The sequence below is a fragment of the Candidatus Lokiarchaeota archaeon genome, assembly GCA_014730275.1.
Lineage (GTDB): Archaea > Asgardarchaeota > Thorarchaeia > Thorarchaeales > Thorarchaeaceae > WJIL01.
Genome location: WJIL01000125.1, coordinates 1 through 20,114, shown reverse-complemented (window position 1 = coordinate 20,114; position 20,114 = coordinate 1). Strand labels below are relative to the sequence as shown.

20 protein-coding genes are annotated in these 20,114 nt (G+C 42.4%); 12 read left to right on the top strand and 8 right to left on the bottom strand.

Annotated elements, in window-relative coordinates; translation table 11 throughout:
• The first annotated feature begins 55 nt into the window (after positions 1–55).
• The 4 genes from GF309_13500 (at position 56) to GF309_13485 (ending at position 2,944) form a co-directional block, all read left to right on the top strand.
• On the top strand, positions 56–517 hold the full coding sequence (locus GF309_13500; GenBank protein ID MBD3159792.1) for a hypothetical protein: 462 nt from the start codon (positions 56–58) through the stop codon (positions 515–517).
• A gap of 8 nt (positions 518–525) precedes the next feature.
• A complete protein-coding gene (locus GF309_13495; protein ID MBD3159791.1) occupies positions 526–1,044 on the top strand; it encodes a hypothetical protein in 519 nt (172 codons plus the stop codon).
• Positions 1,045–1,061: 17 nt separating this feature from the next.
• Positions 1,062–2,411, top strand: a complete 1,350-nt coding sequence (locus GF309_13490) for a hypothetical protein (GenBank protein ID MBD3159790.1) — start codon at positions 1,062–1,064, stop codon at positions 2,409–2,411.
• 179 nt (positions 2,412–2,590) lie between these two features.
• On the top strand, positions 2,591–2,944 hold the full coding sequence (locus GF309_13485; GenBank protein MBD3159789.1) for a hypothetical protein: 354 nt from the start codon (positions 2,591–2,593) through the stop codon (positions 2,942–2,944).
• Between the two features lie 265 nt (positions 2,945–3,209).
• Here the strand turns inward: GF309_13485 and GF309_13480 are convergent, their stop codons facing one another.
• Together GF309_13480 and GF309_13475 are read right to left on the bottom strand one after the other, a co-directional pair.
• Positions 3,210–3,722, bottom strand: coding sequence for a hypothetical protein (locus tag GF309_13480; protein ID MBD3159788.1), 513 nt, complete (start codon positions 3,720–3,722; stop codon positions 3,210–3,212).
• Positions 3,719–4,216: a hypothetical protein gene (locus GF309_13475; GenBank protein ID MBD3159787.1), complete on the bottom strand. Its 498-nt coding sequence runs from the start codon at positions 4,214–4,216 to the stop codon at positions 3,719–3,721. Before GF309_13475 ends, GF309_13480 begins: the two co-directional genes overlap by 4 nt.
• Before the next feature lie 385 nt (positions 4,217–4,601).
• Here GF309_13475 and GF309_13470 point away from each other — a divergent pair, with 385 nt between their 5' ends.
• Positions 4,602–4,889 (top strand): hypothetical protein, encoded by a 288-nt coding sequence (locus tag GF309_13470; GenBank protein ID MBD3159786.1) that lies wholly within the window; start codon positions 4,602–4,604, stop codon positions 4,887–4,889.
• Positions 4,890–4,983: 94 nt separating this feature from the next.
• Here GF309_13470 and GF309_13465 read toward each other — a convergent pair whose 3' ends face one another.
• Positions 4,984–6,351 carry a hypothetical protein gene (locus GF309_13465; protein MBD3159785.1) on the bottom strand — a complete coding sequence of 456 codons (1,368 nt, stop codon included), beginning with the start codon at positions 6,349–6,351 and terminating at the stop codon, positions 4,984–4,986.
• 257 nt (positions 6,352–6,608) lie between these two features.
• Positions 6,609–7,949: a hypothetical protein gene (locus GF309_13460; protein ID MBD3159784.1), complete on the bottom strand. Its 1,341-nt coding sequence runs from the start codon at positions 7,947–7,949 to the stop codon at positions 6,609–6,611.
• Between the two features lie 400 nt (positions 7,950–8,349).
• Here GF309_13460 and GF309_13455 point away from each other — a divergent pair, with 400 nt between their 5' ends.
• Both GF309_13455 and GF309_13450 read left to right on the top strand, forming a co-directional pair.
• Positions 8,350–8,652, top strand: a complete 303-nt coding sequence (locus GF309_13455) for a hypothetical protein (protein ID MBD3159783.1) — start codon at positions 8,350–8,352, stop codon at positions 8,650–8,652.
• Positions 8,653–8,902: 250 nt separating this feature from the next.
• Positions 8,903–9,688, top strand: a complete 786-nt coding sequence (locus GF309_13450; GenBank protein ID MBD3159782.1) for a DUF3825 domain-containing protein — start codon at positions 8,903–8,905, stop codon at positions 9,686–9,688.
• 373 nt (positions 9,689–10,061) lie between these two features.
• On the opposite strand, the gene GF309_13445 is transcribed toward GF309_13450, so the two are convergent.
• The gene (locus GF309_13445; GenBank protein MBD3159781.1) at positions 10,062–12,047 is read right to left on the bottom strand and encodes a hypothetical protein; all 1,986 of its coding nucleotides are present in this window, start codon (positions 12,045–12,047) and stop codon (positions 10,062–10,064) included.
• A 722-nt stretch (positions 12,048–12,769) separates the two neighbouring features.
• Positions 12,770–13,201, bottom strand: coding sequence for a hypothetical protein (locus tag GF309_13440; GenBank protein ID MBD3159780.1), 432 nt, complete (start codon positions 13,199–13,201; stop codon positions 12,770–12,772).
• A 115-nt stretch (positions 13,202–13,316) separates the two neighbouring features.
• On the opposite strand from GF309_13440, the gene GF309_13435 reads away from it, so the two are divergent.
• On the top strand, positions 13,317–13,544 hold the full coding sequence (locus GF309_13435) for a hypothetical protein (protein MBD3159779.1): 228 nt from the start codon (positions 13,317–13,319) through the stop codon (positions 13,542–13,544).
• A gap of 192 nt (positions 13,545–13,736) precedes the next feature.
• On the opposite strand, the gene GF309_13430 is transcribed toward GF309_13435, so the two are convergent.
• Positions 13,737–15,080, bottom strand: a complete 1,344-nt coding sequence (locus GF309_13430; GenBank protein ID MBD3159778.1) for a hypothetical protein — start codon at positions 15,078–15,080, stop codon at positions 13,737–13,739.
• 141 nt (positions 15,081–15,221) lie between these two features.
• On the opposite strand from GF309_13430, the gene tcmP (GF309_13425) reads away from it, so the two are divergent.
• Positions 15,222–16,247 (top strand): three-Cys-motif partner protein TcmP, encoded by a 1,026-nt coding sequence (tcmP, locus tag GF309_13425; GenBank protein ID MBD3159777.1) that lies wholly within the window; start codon positions 15,222–15,224, stop codon positions 16,245–16,247.
• A gap of 199 nt (positions 16,248–16,446) precedes the next feature.
• Positions 16,447–17,475, top strand: a complete 1,029-nt coding sequence (locus GF309_13420; GenBank protein MBD3159776.1) for a hypothetical protein — start codon at positions 16,447–16,449, stop codon at positions 17,473–17,475.
• A gap of 13 nt (positions 17,476–17,488) precedes the next feature.
• Here GF309_13420 and tcmP (GF309_13415) read toward each other — a convergent pair whose 3' ends face one another.
• On the bottom strand, positions 17,489–18,784 hold the full coding sequence (tcmP, locus tag GF309_13415; GenBank protein ID MBD3159775.1) for a three-Cys-motif partner protein TcmP: 1,296 nt from the start codon (positions 18,782–18,784) through the stop codon (positions 17,489–17,491).
• A gap of 151 nt (positions 18,785–18,935) precedes the next feature.
• Here tcmP (GF309_13415) and GF309_13410 point away from each other — a divergent pair, with 151 nt between their 5' ends.
• Both GF309_13410 and GF309_13405 read left to right on the top strand, forming a co-directional pair.
• Entirely contained in the window at positions 18,936–19,406 is a 471-nt protein-coding gene (locus GF309_13410) for an AAA family ATPase (GenBank protein MBD3159774.1), read from the top strand.
• 202 nt (positions 19,407–19,608) lie between these two features.
• Positions 19,609–20,114: tetratricopeptide repeat protein (locus GF309_13405; protein ID MBD3159773.1), on the top strand; the 506-nt coding region annotated here is incomplete at its 3' end.

Here is a 20,114-nt window from a genome sequence, read left to right as displayed (position 1 = left end):
TCGTATACCTGCGGGGTTTTGGATTGTTGGCATCGACCCTTTGGAGGAAAATTAGTTGAATGAAGATAGAATAAAGAAAATAATATCTGCACGAACAAGGGGAACAACAACTTTCTCTGTTGAATTTCATGAGGAGGAACCAGGCGCAGTTGCTCAGGCATTTTTGGAATTGGAATCGATTGCTCAGTCTCTTGAGTTGATAAAGCAGCTTCGGAAGCTATGTAGAAGAACAGATGAGGGGCTTTTTGTTCCCTTAGAAGAAACGGCAAATCAAATGCAGAAGGTATGTCTTTCTGCCGCAGCATCATTTCCGTATATCCTCCCACGAAGCTTCATTGAAGAGAAGCTAGAGGTACCATATAATTCTTACAAAGTCTATGCAGGTGCGAAGAAATTCGATTCTCGCTTGTACCTATCCTTCGATGAGGATAAAGGATTGAAAATATCTCTTGAAGGAATACCTTGGGTTGCATCTCTTTTTGAGAGTGAGCTTGTAAATCTGAGTGAGGGGGATTGATTTTGAACATGAGCGAGAATGAAAGTGGGCTAGAGATTGAAATTGAAAGAGATTCCGATGGCAAGAGAATCATGGTATCGGGAATTATTCTAGATGACGATTTCTCAGAATTTGACGATGCATATCAGACTCTGCTAGAGCTATGGAGAAGAGCTGAGAGGATAGATACCCGTTTCGAACTAGAGACTGAAATCAATAAGGCTAAACAGGCAACAGAAGAGTTCTGGATTGAAAAGGATGGTAAGTTGGTGTTGGGCGCCGATATTGAAGAGATATCTCACAAAATGGGTCTATGTCTTTTGAAGCATTATCCAGATTGTGTATCCCAACGGCCAATAGCAAAAGAAATAGATTGTTCGAAAGGATCAGTTGGTAAACGTGTACGAGGGGATTTTGTGGGAGTCGATCAATATTTCTACAAGTGTGAAACTGGATACCAGCTGAGCGATACTGGATTACACTGGGTTCTGGATGAGGTTGTTCCTGCCATTGTGAACGCGAAAAACCTACAGGAAAATGGTGAGTGAGTTAGCCGGTGAGACAATTGGATTCCGAAGTCGAAGAATTCGTGTCGCGGGTTGGCTATTTAGAACCATCATATCATACTGCAAGGGTTCGCTCACTTCTTTTGAAATTAGACGGGAAAGAAGTTCCGTGCGTTACCAAAATCGATTTGCTGACGGATGATTTAGTGACCGAAGGAGAAGAAATTTGGCCCTCGAAAAGCATGAGAATTGTGGAAGGGCGCATAGCTTTTGAAGGCATTCACGAGCTCCTCGATGATATCCATTCTCACAGTGTAGATATAGGCGGAGTGAAGATAGGTTATCAACCTGAGGAGGAACCGACGTGGCGTTATGGGGTATATTATCGTGGCGAAAAAATCGGAGATGAGAAATATGATACTACGATGCTCAAGCTGCGAGGAACTGTTGATAGACGAGATTTTGCACAAGAGGAAATCAATGAACTCCAAAATGAGATTCGGCTAAATCCATTTCGTCCCTTTTCCTCGATACGTAAGCTCTTGACCAAATTCTTTGGGTTGTCCGGGGATCAAATAAGCTACAATCTTATTGATATTATAACCCCCTCAAATGTGAAGATATCTTCTCTAACCCATGTGGATAGAGAGGTTAGGGTTCGCTTCGAGTGTCCCAGAGAAATGGTTGAAGATATGCAAGTGAAGGCTATTTTAATGCGTAGGGATGGTGGGTACCATTTGTACCGGCCTAGACTTCGCAATCCTAGCATAAAACGCCTTTCTCATGGTTTTGCTGAAGTTACCAAGATTTTTCAGATTCCTAAGAGAATTGGACAAACAAGAAGCGCAGACTTGACCCTTTCGCTAAAGGGGGAGGTGGGTCTTGATACTCATTACACACACAATCTACCACTGGCTAACCGAATCTGGTCTGTCCTCAATTCTTTTTCAGAGTCTGAATTTGGAAAATACTTCGACTTAGATTTGGCACTTGATGAATTAAAATCAGCAAATGGTAAAATCTTTGAAAGCATCGTATCTGTGCTGTTGACTTCATGTGGACTGCAAGTTGCGGATTTGGCGGGATTCCCTCTTTCAGGTATGGATCTTCTAGCATTTCACCCTAGGCTCCAGACATCTATCATCTGTGAATGCACTGCTGCCCATCCTAGGAAGAAACTAGGAAGAATGAAGACTGTCATATCCGACATAGAAAAGAAAGCACCTTGGTTGGAATTCCGGGCTGTGGTATTTACGTCCCAGCTGGTAAGTGAGGCTGATAGAACCGACGCTGAATCTGACAGAGTGACTATTAGGGATGCTTCAGATATTGTATCTTTAATGAAGACATTGAAGGCCCCTCCCGACCCAGACAGAGTATATGATTGGCTAGGTATAGATTATGAATAGCGGCGCCCATTACATGAGATTAAGAGCATAATGAACAGGTCATGAAAATGAAGTACATTGTTAGCAGAGATGTTTATGGAACAGGAATCGAGATTGAGTGCCAAGAACGGAGTGAGATTTCTCAAGCATTGGTGGATTTGAGAGAAATCTAGCATGAAGTCCGTGTTGAAGACGCAAAAGTGAGTATGGAAGCACTTTGGACAAAACGAGAGGACAGCGACTTTCTGGATGAAAGGGTAGAAGATAGCGGTTTAAGGGTGGCCCTATCCCTATTACGCGGATGGCCTAGCGCAAAAAGCAATTCAGACATAGCATCAGATACGGGACTCTCTCCGTCCGCAGTTCGTGACCAAATCATCGGGAGGCGGGGAGACAAGGAAGAGTGGTTTGAAATGGAGGGTAAAGACTATCGACTATCCCACACTGGCGAATTGAGGATGATTTCCCTCATTCCAAGTCTGCTTGGAAGGTTTCTCCCAGAGCTTGGCGAAGAAACTAGGGGGGAACCAACCAGTGAGAGCACTCAGTCTTGATTGGATACAGCTTCTTCCTAAGTCGCCTTGGAGGCACAGCTGCTGACGCTTAATGTCCGAGGCGAGTGGACCGAAAATATAGCTCGTGCAACACCTAGAGTTGTCAAGATTTGAGCGTAACCTCAAGAAACAGTACCTCCATCCTCACCATCTATTTTGTTTTATATTGGTTGATTTTGTGAGAATGAGTTGATGTTTTCACATAATTAGTAGAAAAAGGGTTTTTTTGAGAAGCGAGAATGGGGATAGAACGGACTTGGTGAACTCATGGCAATAGATGCGGAACTATTTGTGGTGATAACCACATGAGTCCAACATATCCTCCGCACAGCAATGCTATGATGATTATCCCGATACTCAAAAACTCAACGAATTGTCGTGATCCCATCAGTTCATTAGCAGCACCAGAATACACAAAGAAATAGCCAACGAGAAAAGTGAACATGATTGTCAAGGAAAGCCAACCAATTATTAGGAATAGTGACAGCACTACCGCTACTATTCCAAAACCCACAATGAACCACTTTTCAAGGGGATCCTCAATGAATTCATACACTGAGTAGGTCCCACTCCAATCGCTTTTCGTTCCCGTTACTATCTTCTTCTTACCAGTAATAATCACGCAAATACCTGAACCTAATAGAAACGCTTTGGTCCCGAAAATAATCAATGTCAGGAAATCTACATAGCTGTACGTGAAGTATATCGACAAACCCATTCCCGCAATAGATAGAACTCCTAATATTGCTTTTGTGAATCTCCCTTTTGATTTACTCATGCTGCAACACCAACCAAGAAATAGAGAATATTCATCATATTGCTGGAAAACATGACAAGAACTAGTAATTCGTCAAATCCCTCCTTACCTAACAGAATCCGCATTACTGTAAGAGCTAAGCCGCCGATTAGGAGAGATGATGATGCAAGTAAAGATCCGATTAGCCCTAACGGGTTTGCGAGTTGAAATGAAGCAATGACCGAAAATATCCAACTGCTGCCATATATGAAAACTGGCAGAGCCTTATCGAAAATATACGCTTTTCCAATCAACAAACCCCCTGCGAGACTAACAATAAATGACCCGGAGAAAAGAACATCTGAAGGTAAGTCAAACCCCCAAAGAACAAAAGTCTGAGAATTCAGCGCAATTAGGACATAGTCAACAATGACAATTGAGACCGCGAGAAGTATGCCACATATAGCCCCTATAGCTTTCTCATGATTACTTCGTTTGACTTGTTTCTTGACTTCTGTATTTTTATCATTCGACAATATACCCGCCTCCATCGAGAGTTATTCTTAAACTGATGAGACAAGATTTCTCTGTGATTGACACTGACCCTTCTATCTTATACCCTTCACTCACAGAATGCGAGTGTTCTATCATTTATCGTTCTCTATTAACTCCACGCCAATCCAGTCTCGCTTCAATTGAAGGTTTGGTACTTCCGCTCCTAGGTTGCCTCTAATGAATAGCCCATTATTTGTCTAATCCCGAACCATTAGTTGTATGTTATCCAATATATTTAAATAAACAACATACCCATATGACAAAGGGGTTAACTATTTGTTAAAATATTTCTACAGTTCAGAAAACCATCCCATTCGATGTCAACAAAACAAGAATATTCAGGAATCTCAAAGAATTATTGAAAAGTTGAAAGATGATAGGTCCCTAGAGATGATTGACACAGCTGTTTGGAACGATACACAGCGATTCGACGCCTATGGCGATGTCATCAAGGTATCAGTAATCAAACGTTCAGCGATTCGAAGAGTATATGGAAGCAATCGCAACCCGGCCATGAACTTCGGAGAAGGCGTGCCCTCACTTGTTATCTACGACGAAGATGGGCATCCAGTTGACGCATACCCAAGAGAAGAAAATGGATCAATCATTACAATATGGGATTATCTTACAGAAAACACGGAAATATCAGATTGACTTTCCACGACATATCATCTCGAATCAATAGCTCGATATTGGTTACAACTAAGAGGCAGTACCTAGCGGCTTCAAAGGCAAGATATGAAAGGAATTATCGCAGAGATTCGACCATTTCATCTATTTCCTCGTAAGAAAAGACTTCGGGACAGTATTCATCATAAAACGACTTCGCTTTTCCGGCGATATTGGATAACTCCTTCCTGATATCAGGTTGATTGCAGACTAGCATAACATTCTCCATAGTTCTCTCATCTTCCTCAAGTGCCGCAACCTGTTTCTGCATCTGCACAAGGACCTGTTCTAAATTCTGTCGGGGAGTCTCCTCACGTCCTCCTACTCTGAAAGTCTTGCATTCAATCAATGCAGTATCTGTCAAGAAATCAACCTCTCTGTCATCTACATGAGTATTAATCTCAGCATCAATGCCTTCTTTCTTGAGAATCCAACCAACGAAAACACCGAGAAGATGATCCCGACTGAATATTGCATCCAATAAAGCTAGGTCAACTTCGAACACAGCACTGAAAGACTCAGATTCGCCGCAATCTGGACATGTTCTCTCTGACATCTTCGATGGAGAAATATGACCATGTCGCTCATTGTAACTGATACGATCCTCCATGCATTTCTCACACCAGAAGATGGTATTTCTGTTTTTGATTAACCCAAACATGTAGAGTTGTTTAACAATTTCACCATATTCCTCAAAAGATATGGATGTCTTTGTTAGCAAATCGTCTACGAAGGATATTGCTATCTGATGATAGGCCAGTGTAATCTGTGATTGAGATGTTCTGCCCATTTCAATAAACTCCAGAGATTTTCCTGTGATGAGCGGGACGACACTCAATATCAGACGCTCTATCAGGTCTATGAATTCGGGGTCTGCTGATTCTTCTGAAAAGATGGATTCCATAGCCTGCTCTAGCTCCTCTTCATCAATCAGATTAGCGTAGTTCTTGATTGTTGATTTCATAAGTGGATAGCTGAAGTTTTCAGATTCTACTAATTCACGTAGCGTTGGACTAACTTTGAAAATCATGACAAGTATGTAGATAACGGCATCTATGATATCAGATCCTATCGTTTCTTGTCTCTCTTCATCAATTCCCATCTTTTTGAGGCGTGTGGCTAAGGCCAAGCTACTGGTCGCCTCACGGTCTATCCGCAATAATTTCAATGCCCGCGAAATATTGCTATCTTTCTGCGTGTCTGTGGAGATTTGCCCGTAGTACAAATAGGGAGCTTGATACCTCCCCTCTTTTCCAAAGAGGTCAAGAGGATGGAGGAAAAGCAGTTTTGCCAAATGTGGAGATTCTCGTATTAGATGAAACAATCTCACAATGCCCTTGTGAGAAGATATCTCATCTACAATTTTGGAAGTGGCTTTCTGACTAACTGGAGGTTTCATTGTTGCCCTTTCTAATGTCTGTTCAAAGAGATTCTCTGAATCATTCATAGGATTCTACCCTCCGTCTGTTCCATTAGACGGGTCATACTCTTGAGCTTTTGTATTTCAAGAAGCTCTTCGGACCATGTTCTATTTCGACGCACCCCCTTCATGAAACTTCTTCCCGAGTTCATCTTGGGAAACCTAGAGTTGCCAAGATTTGAGCGGAACCTCAGAGAAACTGTACCTCCATCTTCAGCATTTCTACATTATTGATTGGCAAATGAAGTTTTACAAAATATTGGCATTAACACATTAGACATGGCCTAGTAGGGAATTTCTATGTCCTGCTTATTCTGATTCTTAAAGAAGATACAAACAATTCCAACCATAATCAATGCAGCACCGGCTATCGCCAAAACCAATCCTAAGATAGGATTATCAGGCGATACAATAACTGCTTCTATTATGAGTCCTATTCCCGTTGATATTAGGAAGCCTGCAATCCCAGCTTCAATACTTGCTGCAGTGGACGACTCAAAGAGTCGCGGGAATACTCCCCTTGTTAGTAGAACACTAGCGATGCGAGGTCCAGCCCAACCTAAAACTGCCAAAGCTTGGCTTCCTTCAAAAGTGATTCCGAAAAGTCCAAAACCCCTTCCCTCCTCGTTCAAACGTAGAGTAGCTTTGATACTATCATCATCTAATCTCTCTAGTGTCAATTCTTCGATTATGATGTCTTCTGGTGCCGCATTACCCACATCAACACCAATTGCAGAGGATTGATGCATGGTACTGTTATCAACAACAAGTGAAAGCTCAATCATGTACCTTGACCATGTTATTCCTCGTAGTTGGGAAGCACTAAGAGTAAGAGGTATGACGTCTCTAACCTGTATATTGCCCAAATGTATTCTGAAGACATTCCCCTCCTCTTGTTGCAGTGGAATAACTTCTTCTTCACCTTTGAATACTCGTAACTGCCTCGCTTTGTCGTTTATTACAATTTCATAGCTATGTAGAATCTCGTCAGAGTTATTCACTTCAATCTTGAGCCTTCCACTCGTTGATGCCAAAAGAGGATTATTACTGAAGTTGTAGAGGGCATCGGGTGCGAATTCTCCTGTGCTGTTGAGCTCATACCTAGATATTTTCTCGAAACCTTGGGTAATGAACGCATCAACATTCTTCTCTTCGATTACGATATCATCTCTTTCAAGCTGAATAGTGAACTTGCTTAGGGTATAAACAACACCGCGTTGCAGTTCTCCGAGCACATCGACGCTTAGACTCGTTGTTCTATTTGGAATGGCATTAGTGCATATGTGGGGGATCCTGTATACAAGAATGTCATCCGATTCATCAACTGGTTCTATCTCTTCCCCATTGAAAATGAAACCTAGCTGCTGGTTTGCCGTCGCCAAGTTGACGCTAAGATTGTGTGGAGCATTGTCGATATTCGTTAGAGTTATCCCAAGCTCTCTGACACTGGAAGAAAGGATTACAAGATGTTCTTTTGATAAGCTCATATACGAATCTTCATCTTGGGCCAGCTCAAAATCTGATGTTGTTGGCCATTGCTTCAGCTCAAAATGAATAGGAATGTAGCTCGTGCCAGTGATTATTAGTACCGTACATAGTGCGGATATAATGTGCACCCTACGCATTAGGTAATCCCACTAGAGGGATATACAAATTACATATTCATAATTCTTCTTTGTGGGTACAGATATGCTCAACGAATTCTACTCTGCGTATAACTAATCCATGATCCATCAAATAGGGATTAAGAATGTTGCAGAGAGTTGGCCGCTATTTTGATTATTGAAATTAATCTCACGTATTTGATTGTGCTTTTTGGCGACCAAACATAGGTGTATATCCTAGAACCCGGTTTGAGCAGTTTGATTTAATGATAGAACTGATGAATTCCAAAGCAATTGTAATTTCCCAGATCTCAGCAACCGTGTTCTAATTCGAAATGTAATTCTCTGCCTTTACAAAGCAGCAGAAAGAGATTTGATATCCCCGGAGAAAGTCTTCAAATCATCCTGTCGATGGAAGGTTATGCCCAGTAAGTATGTAGATAAAGGAACTGACAGGATATGCCCCCTTATTCTAGAAATCAGCGACAACATTCTAGCTTCTGAATTACAGCGTGTAATTCGAAAGGTGATGATGGAATCTCCCCATCTAGATGTTGAAAAAGTAGCATTCAATCTCCTTAGATACCGCGATTATCCCCTTTTTGATGGAATACTAAAGGAGATTCAAGGTGTTATGGCCGTAAAACCAGGCTATCTGTATTCGAAGAAAGCGAGACAGATACTTCAGGGGGTTTCAGCTGAAAAGGACAAAGACCCACAATAGAATCACGTAGATTCCTTGATGTTTGCCCTTATTTCATGAAAATCTTTGAGAAGCGGTACCTCCACCTCCCTCCATCTCTCACCTATTGTCCCCAACCATCTTTCTAACGGTTGTATCTATACTCGATTGGAGCATCTATTCATACTCCAAATGGAATATCGTTGAGGGGGCATTAGTCGCTGGGAAACATAGGAGGAACAATTAAGTACTCTCAATTATGTAGATACTCAAAGGAGCGGTGAGATCGTATATGAACGGAGAATCCGAAGAAGATTTGTTTGATTTTGCCTATTTTCACGAAAGAGATGAAGCGCTTCGAAACTTGGCTGATATGGCTGAACCTGAAGATTGGTCATCCTCGGAAGCGCTAGAGGAGTGGACCCACCCAGTACTTTTCCACTATCTTAAATATACATTCAAACGTCTGGTAGAAGAGGACAAGATTGCCTATTCATCTACTGATGAGGGTGATTTTGCATGTTTCAATACTGGGTTGGTTACCCCGTTGCAAGAAGAGATATTTGCATATTTTGTCAAGAACAGAGTAGAGGAGGCGTCACCTTGGCGATTCTTCAATTGGCTACGAGAGGGAGAGTATTGGCTAACGAAATTCAAGTCCCTTCCAGAGAGAGCGAACTACTTCGATGATCCGAAGTTTCTAGTTTATGATACGCGTATGGATTTGGTCGTTAACAAGGAGCACATACTAAACGAGCACAGAGATAGATTCCCGCCCGAACTACAAGAACATGACGATCACACACTATCGATGTTACTGGACGGCGCTATTAGGCATGCAAAGAAACGTGTGATGCGAAGCTACAAAGCCGCTGTTCCCCAATATTACGGAAGCAAGATTCAGCTCTTATTGCCATTGTGCATAAGAAGCGCTGCAAAAGCGGATTTGGCACTAGTTGTTGATCATGGCGGAGACAGGTATCGTGCAACAACGGTTCTTTCACTCTCCATGGCCTACAGTAATGCGCGGCAAATTGCGAAACCTGACAGACAGTGGTTGAATCCACTAGAGCAATAGATATAGATTAGAGGTCTTGCCAGAATATGGCTTTCTTGCTCCGTAGTCAACAACAAGCAATGAGCTTATTGTTCTAAATATCTATTCTGGCTGGGTATTCAGCTCACCGCTACTAATGTCCAAGCCGAGCAGACCGAAAATATAGCTCTGCAACACCTAGAGTTGTCAAGATTTGAGCGGAACCTCAGAAACAGTACCTCCATCCTCAGCATCTTTTTTATTTTAGAAATGCAGTTTCAAAGAAGGCGGAGATGATGCGCCATATCTTTGTTCATTTCTCATTGATTTGGCTTCAAGATAGTTCATGAGTACTGAGTGATGAATGACTCTCGCTTGCTTCTTTCAGAAGGCCACTTGGTCACGGCCCTTGTTTTCAACAATAGTGCTGGACTATTTCGTAAGCGGGCACTTCCTCACCATCGAATGCTACATGATTTTCCTGAATGATTCCCTCTTCGCAGATCAGTTCTGGTATGTCATCAAAACCGCGCTTGGAAAGCAATCTATGAGCTTCAGACACCGGCATCATACCGAGGGTCCTTGGATCATCCCGTTCCCGTAACAGGCTAATCAGTTCTTTCACGATCGGCTTGAGGTTGCGGTATCTCTCAATCTCATCATCTGATAGGATTTTCAGGCCCCAGACCACTTCGCTTGCACAATATCCAAGTGAATCGAGCATATATTCAGAAGGTTCGATAACTGTCTTGTCCAGTATCCACTCATCAAGGACTGATTCGATAGTGTGGTGGATGTCTCTCAGGCTACATCTTATCCTTTCATCTTGTGCTGTCTTGATGAGTTCTTGTTGAACTACCACCAGTGGGGCACTGCGCCCTTCGCCCACCTCCTCAACAGTCTGAATCAGGTGTGTTCGGAGCCAATCCTGGTTGCAGGGCTTTGGTTCTACCGTCCTAGACTTTCTTATCTTCTGTTGTTTGAGTTTCTTTTCTTTGATTTCTTGTTGTTTGGCTATTCTTTCTTCACGTTTTCTTCGTTGCCTTGACTCCTCCTCCAAATCCTCCATGAGTTGGATGTATCGATATTCTTTTTCCATTGACGCCTCTATCATCTTCTGCTCCTGCTTCTTGTATTCCTCAGTCTTAACAAACTCTTCAATCAATCCATACCAGCGCACCATTTCTCCGTCATCGAGTTTGAAGAATTCTTCAACGATGTCCTTTATCAGCATGAATTCGGGTATATCCTCAAATCCTTGCTCAGAAAGACGCCTTTCAGCTTCAGATACGGAAATACTACCAATAGAGTCTGGTTCGTTTTGATTTTGAAGAATTCGGATCAAAGCTATCTCGACAGGTTCAAGATTCCTATACTCTTGTGCTCTTTCTTCTGACATGATCTTCAAATGCCAAACGAGCTTGTATGAGGAATAACCGAGTGAATCCTGAATAGCTGACGGGATTTCAGATATTGTTTTTTCTAATGTCCAGTCGTCCAACGTCCTCTGAATAACGCTTTGTATGTCTTCGACTCCGCAATTCATTCCTTCATCTTCACTCTTGGCTAAGAGTCGTCTTTCAACAACCGGGAGGGGTGCGCCATCTCTCCAACTCAATTCCTCAACTATCTGAACAAGATGAGCTCGAAGCCATTCCGGATTACACGGGTTAGTCTTTGATGCCCCAGAATTGTTATTCTGTGATTGTTTAGGTTTCTTTGCTCTGTTCTTTTTGTGAGATTCCTTTTCTTCACGTTTTCTTCGTTGTCTAGATTCTTCTTCTAGATCCTCCATGAGTTGGATGTATTGCCTTTGTTTCTCTAGTGACTCATCTAGCATTCTCTGCTCGTGCTCTTTGAATTCCTCAGTCTTCCAGTATTCATTTACAATTCCATACCATCTAGCATCTTTGCCATCACGGAACCCGAAGAAATCATGGACTATCTCATTCACCCACATGAATTCGGGAATGTCTGTGAATCCTTGTTCGGCCAGCTGCTTCTCAGCTTCTTCGACAGGAATCTCTCCTCGTCTCCCAGGTTCATCTTGCTTTCTCAGCAATCGAATCAGTGCTTTCTCCACTGGTGCGAGAGACTTGTACCTCCCCTGTTCTTCTGGGGTTAGGATTTTGAGGTGCCAAAACGGCCCAGGTGGCTCGAGATTGAGTTCCTCCTCGATCTGGATAGGAACTGGAGCCAATGCTTTGTCCACGGTCCAATCGTCCAAGGCCTGCAGAATCGTTTCATCTGCTGTTTTCTGATTGCATTCAATTTTGCGTTTTCTAGCCTTGGCAATGAGCTGTTGTCTAGCAGCCAAAAGAGGCATCCCGAACCTGCCATCATCTTGTTCGAGTATTTCTATCAGCAATCGTTGCAGCTCTGTATTCTTGGCATTCCTCATATGAACCCTCAGAGATTCCTTCATCAGGCCAGCATTTTAGCTCCCCTAGGAACTGGCATTAACAGACATGAAGTATGACTCGTGCACACGTAGAGTTGCCAAGATTTGAGCGGAACCTCAAGAAACAGTACCTCCATCCTCAGCATCTATTTTATTTTAGTAGAGTTGTCTTTCTGACAAGATTTAATCTGCCAGCTGAATCCGTCTGATAAAAAAGAGATGCTAGACGGATCAGTTATCCACAGTATTTCTCTATCCGCCTAGCTAGACTATACTAATTATTGACACAAATCACAATATTATGAAACAAACAGTATCAATGCTCAAATCCTGGGATACACAAATACTCATGAAATCCATAACAAATCCAAATTCCCAGTACTAACTCTTGAAATTTCTCGTATACTCAATCCTTTTCTTGATTTGCTTGTGTTGTAGTTTTCGCGTCATTCGCTGCAACCTTTTCAGAATGACCTCTACTCTTCCAGTATTCTGGATCTTGGTCGTTTAGCTGCCTAGAACGATTATTTCTGTCATCCTTCTTCATTTGATTTTCTCCCTCCTTTGATTTGAAATGTATAGTATCGAAAACACTAAAGAATTTTGGGACGATTTACAGTCAAGTTGTTTCTCTGATGAATGAACCACCATTGAAATGGAGGTCAAGCTATAAAGCCTCTTCTGAAAAGGCGAAAACCTTAATCTGATTATAGAGGTTTTGATTAGTCAGGCGTTCTCGTCCCAGCAAAATAACCCACAATGAATAATGCAACAACGTAGATTGCAAAGCCGACTATATCAACCATGTCTGGTAGTGATAGTATCCCTCCAAGTATGGCAATATAGAAGCCGGGCATTATCGAAATAAATGCAATAAGCCCATACCTAGCCAACTCTGTGATGTCAGCTTTCTTAGATTCAACATAGATTGCCCAGCCAATAGCAGCTTGCACAATGCCGATTAGTAGCACGTAAAAATACATTGCTAAAGAGAGCGTCGGTTCGTTTTCTGCTATGTAAATAGAAAGCGTAGAAAGAGATCCGACAAAAATGAATATGAATCCATAGAAAACAGAAATCGCAGTGAAGTTCCTTCGCGCTAGTTCCTTTTGTTCATATATTCTGTGTTTTGGTTCATCGTTCGTTCTACTCACCCCATTTCTTCTCTGCTATACCGGGTTAAAATCGAGTGGTATATTCAGCTGAGTGATATTAAGTTTGTACGTCATCCCAAATCTACATCCCACCCTATATTGAACTCTGGCAATTGTGAGTAGTGCATTTCCTGAATCCAAAGATGCCGCCATTGATGAACTCAAACTAGAGACCGATATCCATGGAGTTCTGTTATCCAAGGCTGAGGACTTGAATTTGATACTAAATCATAGCCTTAGGAAACCCATGGATTTCGACTTGAGACCCACAGGTTTCATGGCTCTACTTACCGAGGACGTTGTTGCTGATGAGGAACGCATACGATCAGTGTTTAGCATCTAACGATTCTGGGTCCCAAGACCAAATCTAGTCCAGCGCATTTGTAAATCAGACCGAAAGTATGACTGGTGCAACACCTAGAGTTGTCACGATTTGGGAAGAAATCTCCGAGAAGCCATGGCTGCTTTCGACAAGACCGTAAATTATGACATATACCATCTTTTCACATCCTTTAACATCCTATGAAACGGTTTGCTACATATACCACTCTGATTCGAAACCCATCCATCCTCTTCTGACTCCTCTGAATGAAATATTTCTGAGATCTATATCTAGCTTCTTAGCAAGAAGCAAAGGAGGTGGTGGAATCTGAAAACTTGTTTGAGTGAAGTAGGAAATCATCTGACCAATAGCGACTGCTCGAACTTCAGAAACCGTTTTGCCGATATCTGCGTCTAGACTCTTCAGATTTCCAATATAGATGATTTCCGAATCAGGTTCTACTTTTTCGAAATAATCCTTGACATCGGGCGAAACTCCGTCTGTAGACACAACAATTGCGCTGTAAGGTTGATAGAGACCAATGCGTCCTCCGAACGGATATGCATGCCCCATCGAAAATTCACTATCTTTTAGCTCAAACATAAGCAGTTTTCCGTCTACATCTGCAAAAGCGTCTATTTCTTCAGGCCCATCGTGTAGGTTCAGAAGAATACGATCTCTTGAAATGCCTTGCTCCATCAAGGAATGTACCAAGCGGACAGTCATCCAATAACTCTGGTTCAACATCTTGGACATGAAATTGGTAGGGGCATATAGCTTCTCGATTCTCTCTTCTGAAATTGGTCGACCACAGGAGCAAAGCACTCCAAGTTTCTCCATTTCTTCAATAGCTTCTTTTGTTTTCACACGGTTTGTCTGCCGGGATGTATTTCTGCAAATCACCACATATTCCTGCGATAACAAGCCTAAAGATGTTAGCGAATTAAGTGCTTCTTGGGATTGCTTCTTCTCTGTTGCATCTTTGATATCAGCTGCAAGGATACCCCCCGCTCGTTTTACGAGGGTTGCCAAATCTCTAACTGCTTTGTCTTCGAGTACGGCGCTAACAGAGAAGTGCTCTTCGGGTATTTCAGTAGCCACCATGCAATTCTTCTTTTTATCTTTCAATAAACCGTCAAACCCACGGCTTGTTGCTTGAATGATTTCCCATTCAGTATCTAGTTTAGTATTATCAATGATATTAGTAATTGCACTCTGGAAATCCTCTAGCTTAGTTCTCTCAGATTTGTCACCGGCAAAACCAATCTCTAGAAATAATCCCTTTTCTTTCAAAGAACCTATCGCTGCCAGCAAAATTGCTTTGGATTCAGTCCAAGTAAATGCCTCTGCATCGAATATTCTTCGGTCCCTTGACCTATACGATGTATGTCTTGGTGGGCTGACGTCCTCCTCAATGCCAAAAATATCAAATGCTTTTCTCTGTGCGGTTCTAAACAAAGGAGTATATCCCAGATCTTCTAAATCATTCACGGTACTTTGGAATATCTCTGGATTTGCGTCAAGCCAGGTTCTCCTTCTTTCTAGTATCGGGTTCATTTCACTCCCCCTTACTCTTGCTTATTTCTTAAGAACCAATAAATCTTGTCCATCTGGGAAATTACTTTACTATGGGGTTTACTAGAGTTGACTGCTTCAGTCTGTGAATTTTCCAATCTTAATTGACTATTGTGTGAAAATATGGACTACAAATTACTACTTATGAAATACATTTTATATTCGCGACTCCAGAATCAACTACAAGATGAGGGCATAATCTTGGATGACTTTGATTGGTTGAAGGACAAGGTAATACGACTTGCGGGCAGTAAAGAGAAATACAGGAACGTTTGCAACAAAAGCAATTCCAAGACATATGACAAAGGCCTCTGGGCATTTTGGAAGCTACTGATTCACGCATACTATGTTGACATATTCACCAATGTAGCAAAGAAACACAAATCAAATGTTGTCTATATTGACCTCTTAGCAGGCCCTGGAATTAATTATTTAGAGGATTTGGATTTGTATATTGCCGGGTCCCCTCTAATTGCAAAACATGCCCCAAGAGTTACTAAGGACGGGAGGTCAAAAGCATTTGACAAAATGGTACTTGTTGACAAAGACGAGGAATGCTGCTTGAGTCTTGAAAAAATCTTAGACTGTAAAACCCTCTGCGCTGATTGCAACTCAGCAGAGGTTATGTCCGAGATTGCACGAGTTATGAAACCAAAGAAATCGCTCTTTCTGACATTTCTTGATCCTGAAGGTACTCAAGTACATTGGTCTACTATGGAGAAGCTTTTCCAACTACCTGGTGATTTCATTATCAACTATCCTTGGTCTGGCGTTGCACGTTTCGCTAGAGGTTACCATGGTACATCAGGAAAAGGCAGAAAGAAATCGGGAGAGCGACTTGATTGCTTCTTCGGAGACACTTCTTGGAGAAATGTGCCCGAAGATTCATCTGCAGAATGGCTCTATGATTTCTATCTCAACAGATTACAGGAACATAGGAGCGAAATTGTGGAATTTCAAATATCCATGAAGGGCGGGGGACAATATCGTATTCTTATCGCTACAAGAAAGACACGTAGTGGCTCACCTTGGTTAAATCCAGTACGTGAGCTTCGAGACCGGCTGGATGGCATAACTGATGAAACCCTCATGAATCTGGTGGAAGTGTACAAGGGGACGCAAAGACCGCTCACAGATTGGATTAGTTGAATGAATACCTTTGCTCAAGAAGCAATTGGTTCAATCCTTCCAAAACAAAAGGAATGGTGCCTCATGGATATGGGGACAATTGTTATAGGTCGTATGAGAGATTCTCCAATATGCTGCCCATTAGAGCAATTTGTGGTGGATATATGCGACGGAGAGGATAGAGGTATGTGCCAAAGGCGATTCAGGCTGGTTGTTCGTAATGGTTGAAAGTACCACAGCAGCTTACAACGAAGTCAATGTTGATGCTGTTTGGAACTACGACCCGGAATTTAGACCATTGATGGCCAAGTTCAAGGACTACAAGCTTCTAGATGGATCCACCGAAAAAAGATTGAAGAGAATAAGCGATGCTTCAATCATTAAGAGGTTTGAACTGACCCCTTTCCCTGAGGAACCAAATGATGTGGTCTGTCCACATTTCCTAGAACTGAAATGGGGCTATGGATGTCCCTATGACTGCGCTTGGTGTTTTTTGAAAGGAACACTCCGCATGTTGCCTGACAGAACCGCACCTAAAACGAAGCCTCGCAAGAAAATAATGCGTCATGTGTTGTCAGCTCTGGTTGAAACATCAAAACCAGAGCTGTTCAATACAGGTGAACTCTGTGACTCTCTAATGGATGAAAGAAATGACAACCCATTCTCAAAATGGATTGTTGACATTTTTCAGCAGCAGAATAGACACAAGGTACTATTCGTCACCAAATCGGGGTATGTTGATAAGCTACTGGAAATTGACGACCACAGTCAAGCTGTAGTAAGCTTCAGTCTCAATGCCCCAACAGTCTCAAAGAAATGGGAAAAGGCCCCTCCTGTAAGCAAACGGATTTTTGCGGCATCATGCCTTTCTGATGCCGGCTGGGGGGTTCGTGTTAGGATAGATCCTATGGTTCCCGTGCCTGACTGGAAGACACATTATGAGAAGCTGGTTGATCAAATATTCACCCACTTCACTCCGAATCGAATAACACTAGGAACTCTAAGAGGTCTACAATCGACACTCAACAATATCAAAGATGATTCATGGACGAAATACCTGAATGGTGAAAATACCGGCTGGGGTAAGAAGACCAACGATGACCTTCGTGAGGAGATGTACCACTGGGTACTCGAGTGTATCGAGGATTACATGAGCCTAAAGAAGGTTGGACTATGCAAGGAAACTCTGGATATGTTCGATAAGCTTGAAAGAGACTTTACAAAACAGGTCTGTAATTGCATACTCTAAATACGAACTCCTTTCACTCATCCGGTTTGAGAGGAGTTGGAGGAACAGGCTCATTTACACCTAATCTTCTGTCTGTCGTTTCCCAATCAATCTCGTATATTGAAAATTGGTCACCATCCCATGGCCATCCGGGGGGTTCGACTTCTTTGAGATAGCCCTCTGCAAGAAGCCAATCCAACACATCTGTTACATTGCTATCTTTATCTTCGGCAATTTCATTGATTGTTCTACACTCTTCATCACATATTCCACCAATGTGATTTCTCATAATCTGCCACAGAATTCTCCATTCGACGGGTTTTGCTCGCCCCTTCAGCCCACTGAAAAGATTGGGATGCTCCTGTTTGAAACGTTCCGTTGTGATTGAGTTATCAGATTGAAGGCCGAAATCAGTGGTTCTTTCTCCGTAGAATGAAGCGACCACTCTCATACCAAGATAATAATTTGAACAGCAGAAAACATGATAGAGCTGGTTTTCCTTGGGGACAAAAGGAAGCGGCAGTACGAATCGGAACCATTTTCTAAGTTTTTCTTTGTACAAAGTCACAAGTTGTTCCTGCAGTTCTTCATCATTCGCCCTACTAGCCATCACATCAAGCCACGATCTATCGCCAAAGGCTTCATCTGCTTTCTCGACGCTTTCTTTCTGCTCCTTGCCCCATTCATTTTCATCACGAGTTCTTGGAAGCGGCGCGAAATTCGTTCTTCCTTTCACCCAGTCAGAGGTAAAGAAGAATACAAGAAACTCCGTTCCTGTCTGATAGGGCTCTTGAATTCGAGCTTCAGCAATCTGTTCTACAACCCCCCAGTCGGTAGCTAGAAGCGGGTCGAAGAAGAAGAGGCCTATTCCTGCAACTTGTCCTCTCTCAGAATACTTGAGAAATTTGGATGCTGAGGAGTACAGATGAGACATCCCATCCTCAGATATGTAATATCCTTCGTTGTCTCTAGAAAAGTTAACTTCAGGCCATTCCTTTTTAACGACTTGCAGAAGCCTTTTTCTGCACTCATCATCTCTTTCTACAAGATGTATTGCTATGTTCGGAAGGGTATTTCCGCTGGAGCCGTATCTTAATTCAAGCGCATGCCCGGCTGAGCCCAGAATTTCTATGTCCTCATCCTCTATGTACACTTTGCCCGTTCCGGAATTCATATCCCCAATGAAATTATTGAACCGGAATCCTCGGCTTCTACCTCCCGCAGTCACTTCTGACCAGAATTTGTAGTACTTGGTTAGAATCCCCGTCTTTAGTTTTGTGCCCGTACTTCCACTGAGGACAATCGAATTATTATGAAATTCAAGCGGCATCTGCTATTCACGCCCCCAATCTGTCTGTTCTATCGAGACTCATATGAATGTTCGGACGAGAGAAGACCATCTTAGACATATTGAACCTTTAACGCAGATGAAGCTATTGACATCGTGTGATAATTTTGACTCGGGGTAGGAATGAGGATTATTGCATTACTGTAACGGATCCCATGAAACTGGAACGAGCTCAGTCTCAAGGCGTCTCGCTAATCGTTTGGAATCGAGTCATTTCTCGGCAGGTGATGAGTTCCGGAAGGCAGCGAAACGAACGGGAATACCAATTGCAGAATTCAATAAGATACTTGGAATCAGTACCGAAATGAAGGAACAACTAGATAATCGTCTTCGAAAAATCGCCATGAATGGAAATTGTGTTATTGAGGGCCGGTTAGCTGACTCGATGGCGGGAGATTACGCAGATTTGAAAGTCCTCCTAAAGGCCCCACTAGATATTCGGGTTGAACGCATAGCCAATCGGGATGGTCTCTCTTCTCGAAATGCGAAGAAAGAAACTATCCAGCGTGAAAAAGAAGAACGCCAAACCTTCATCGATTTGTATGATATCGATTTGGAAGATTGGTCCATTTACGACTTGATAATCGATACTACCAATTTTTGAATAGAATCTGTTACGGAGCTAATCTTTCAATGTATTCATCTCTTGAAGCACTAGCATAACTGGAATGATGATGCGCCATCATTGTGCATTTAAAACAAAAGGATCTCCCCTCCATACTGAGGCTTATTCTCAATCGAGGTCATTCTACTTCATTACCTGATTTTGAATATGTGCTTATTTAGAGTTCTTGGAGATAAAACCAATGAAATTCCATATTGGTGATAGAATGTCCAAGAAGAAACGACGCAAAGGTGACGCACTCCTTGAGAAGGCCAAGAATCATCTCGCAGGAGGGCAGGGATACGACACAAGAGTAACCCTGTTCGAGTTGGCAGAAAAGTACCCAGAACGATATGATACTGAGGCTTCTATTGTTAATGCTATGAGCTACGAAGTCGATGGAAAGCCCTACAAAGCAGAATCATATCTAGTGGATACAGTTCTAGTAAGAGAACCTGCCAATGTAGATTCTTGGGATTGCCTAGCTTATGTCCTCGTACAAATGGATAGACTCTATGACCTAGAGAATGTCGTTGAGCACATTCTGAAGTTGAAACCCGATTCAATCTCTGCAAGACGATCTCTTGCGAGAGGCTACGCAAACAACGAGAGATATGATGAGGCAATACAGGTCTACAAAGAAGTAGTAGAGATGGACCCTGAAGATCCCATGTCGTGGGACCAGCTTGGCTACACACAATACTGGGC

Excerpts from the sequence above, each read along its gene's own strand:
- GF309_13495 (MBD3159791.1), top strand. The coding sequence starts at position 526 with ATGAGCGAGAATGAAAGTGGGCTAGAGATTGAAATTGAAAGAGATTCC.
- GF309_13480 (MBD3159788.1), bottom strand. The coding sequence starts at position 3,722 with ATGAGTAAATCAAAAGGGAGATTCACAAAAGCAATATTAGGAGTTCTA.
- GF309_13465 (MBD3159785.1), bottom strand. The coding sequence starts at position 6,351 with ATGAATGATTCAGAGAATCTCTTTGAACAGACATTAGAAAGGGCAACA.
- GF309_13460 (MBD3159784.1), bottom strand. The coding sequence starts at position 7,949 with ATGCGTAGGGTGCACATTATATCCGCACTATGTACGGTACTAATAATC.
- GF309_13455 (MBD3159783.1), top strand. The coding sequence starts at position 8,350 with ATGCCCAGTAAGTATGTAGATAAAGGAACTGACAGGATATGCCCCCTT.
- GF309_13450 (MBD3159782.1), top strand. The coding sequence starts at position 8,903 with ATGAACGGAGAATCCGAAGAAGATTTGTTTGATTTTGCCTATTTTCAC.
- GF309_13445 (MBD3159781.1), bottom strand. The coding sequence starts at position 12,047 with ATGAGGAATGCCAAGAATACAGAGCTGCAACGATTGCTGATAGAAATA.
- GF309_13430 (MBD3159778.1), bottom strand. The coding sequence starts at position 15,080 with ATGAACCCGATACTAGAAAGAAGGAGAACCTGGCTTGACGCAAATCCA.
- tcmP (MBD3159777.1), top strand. The coding sequence starts at position 15,222 with ATGGACTACAAATTACTACTTATGAAATACATTTTATATTCGCGACTC.
- GF309_13420 (MBD3159776.1), top strand. The coding sequence starts at position 16,447 with ATGGTTGAAAGTACCACAGCAGCTTACAACGAAGTCAATGTTGATGCT.
- tcmP (MBD3159775.1), bottom strand. The coding sequence starts at position 18,784 with ATGCCGCTTGAATTTCATAATAATTCGATTGTCCTCAGTGGAAGTACG.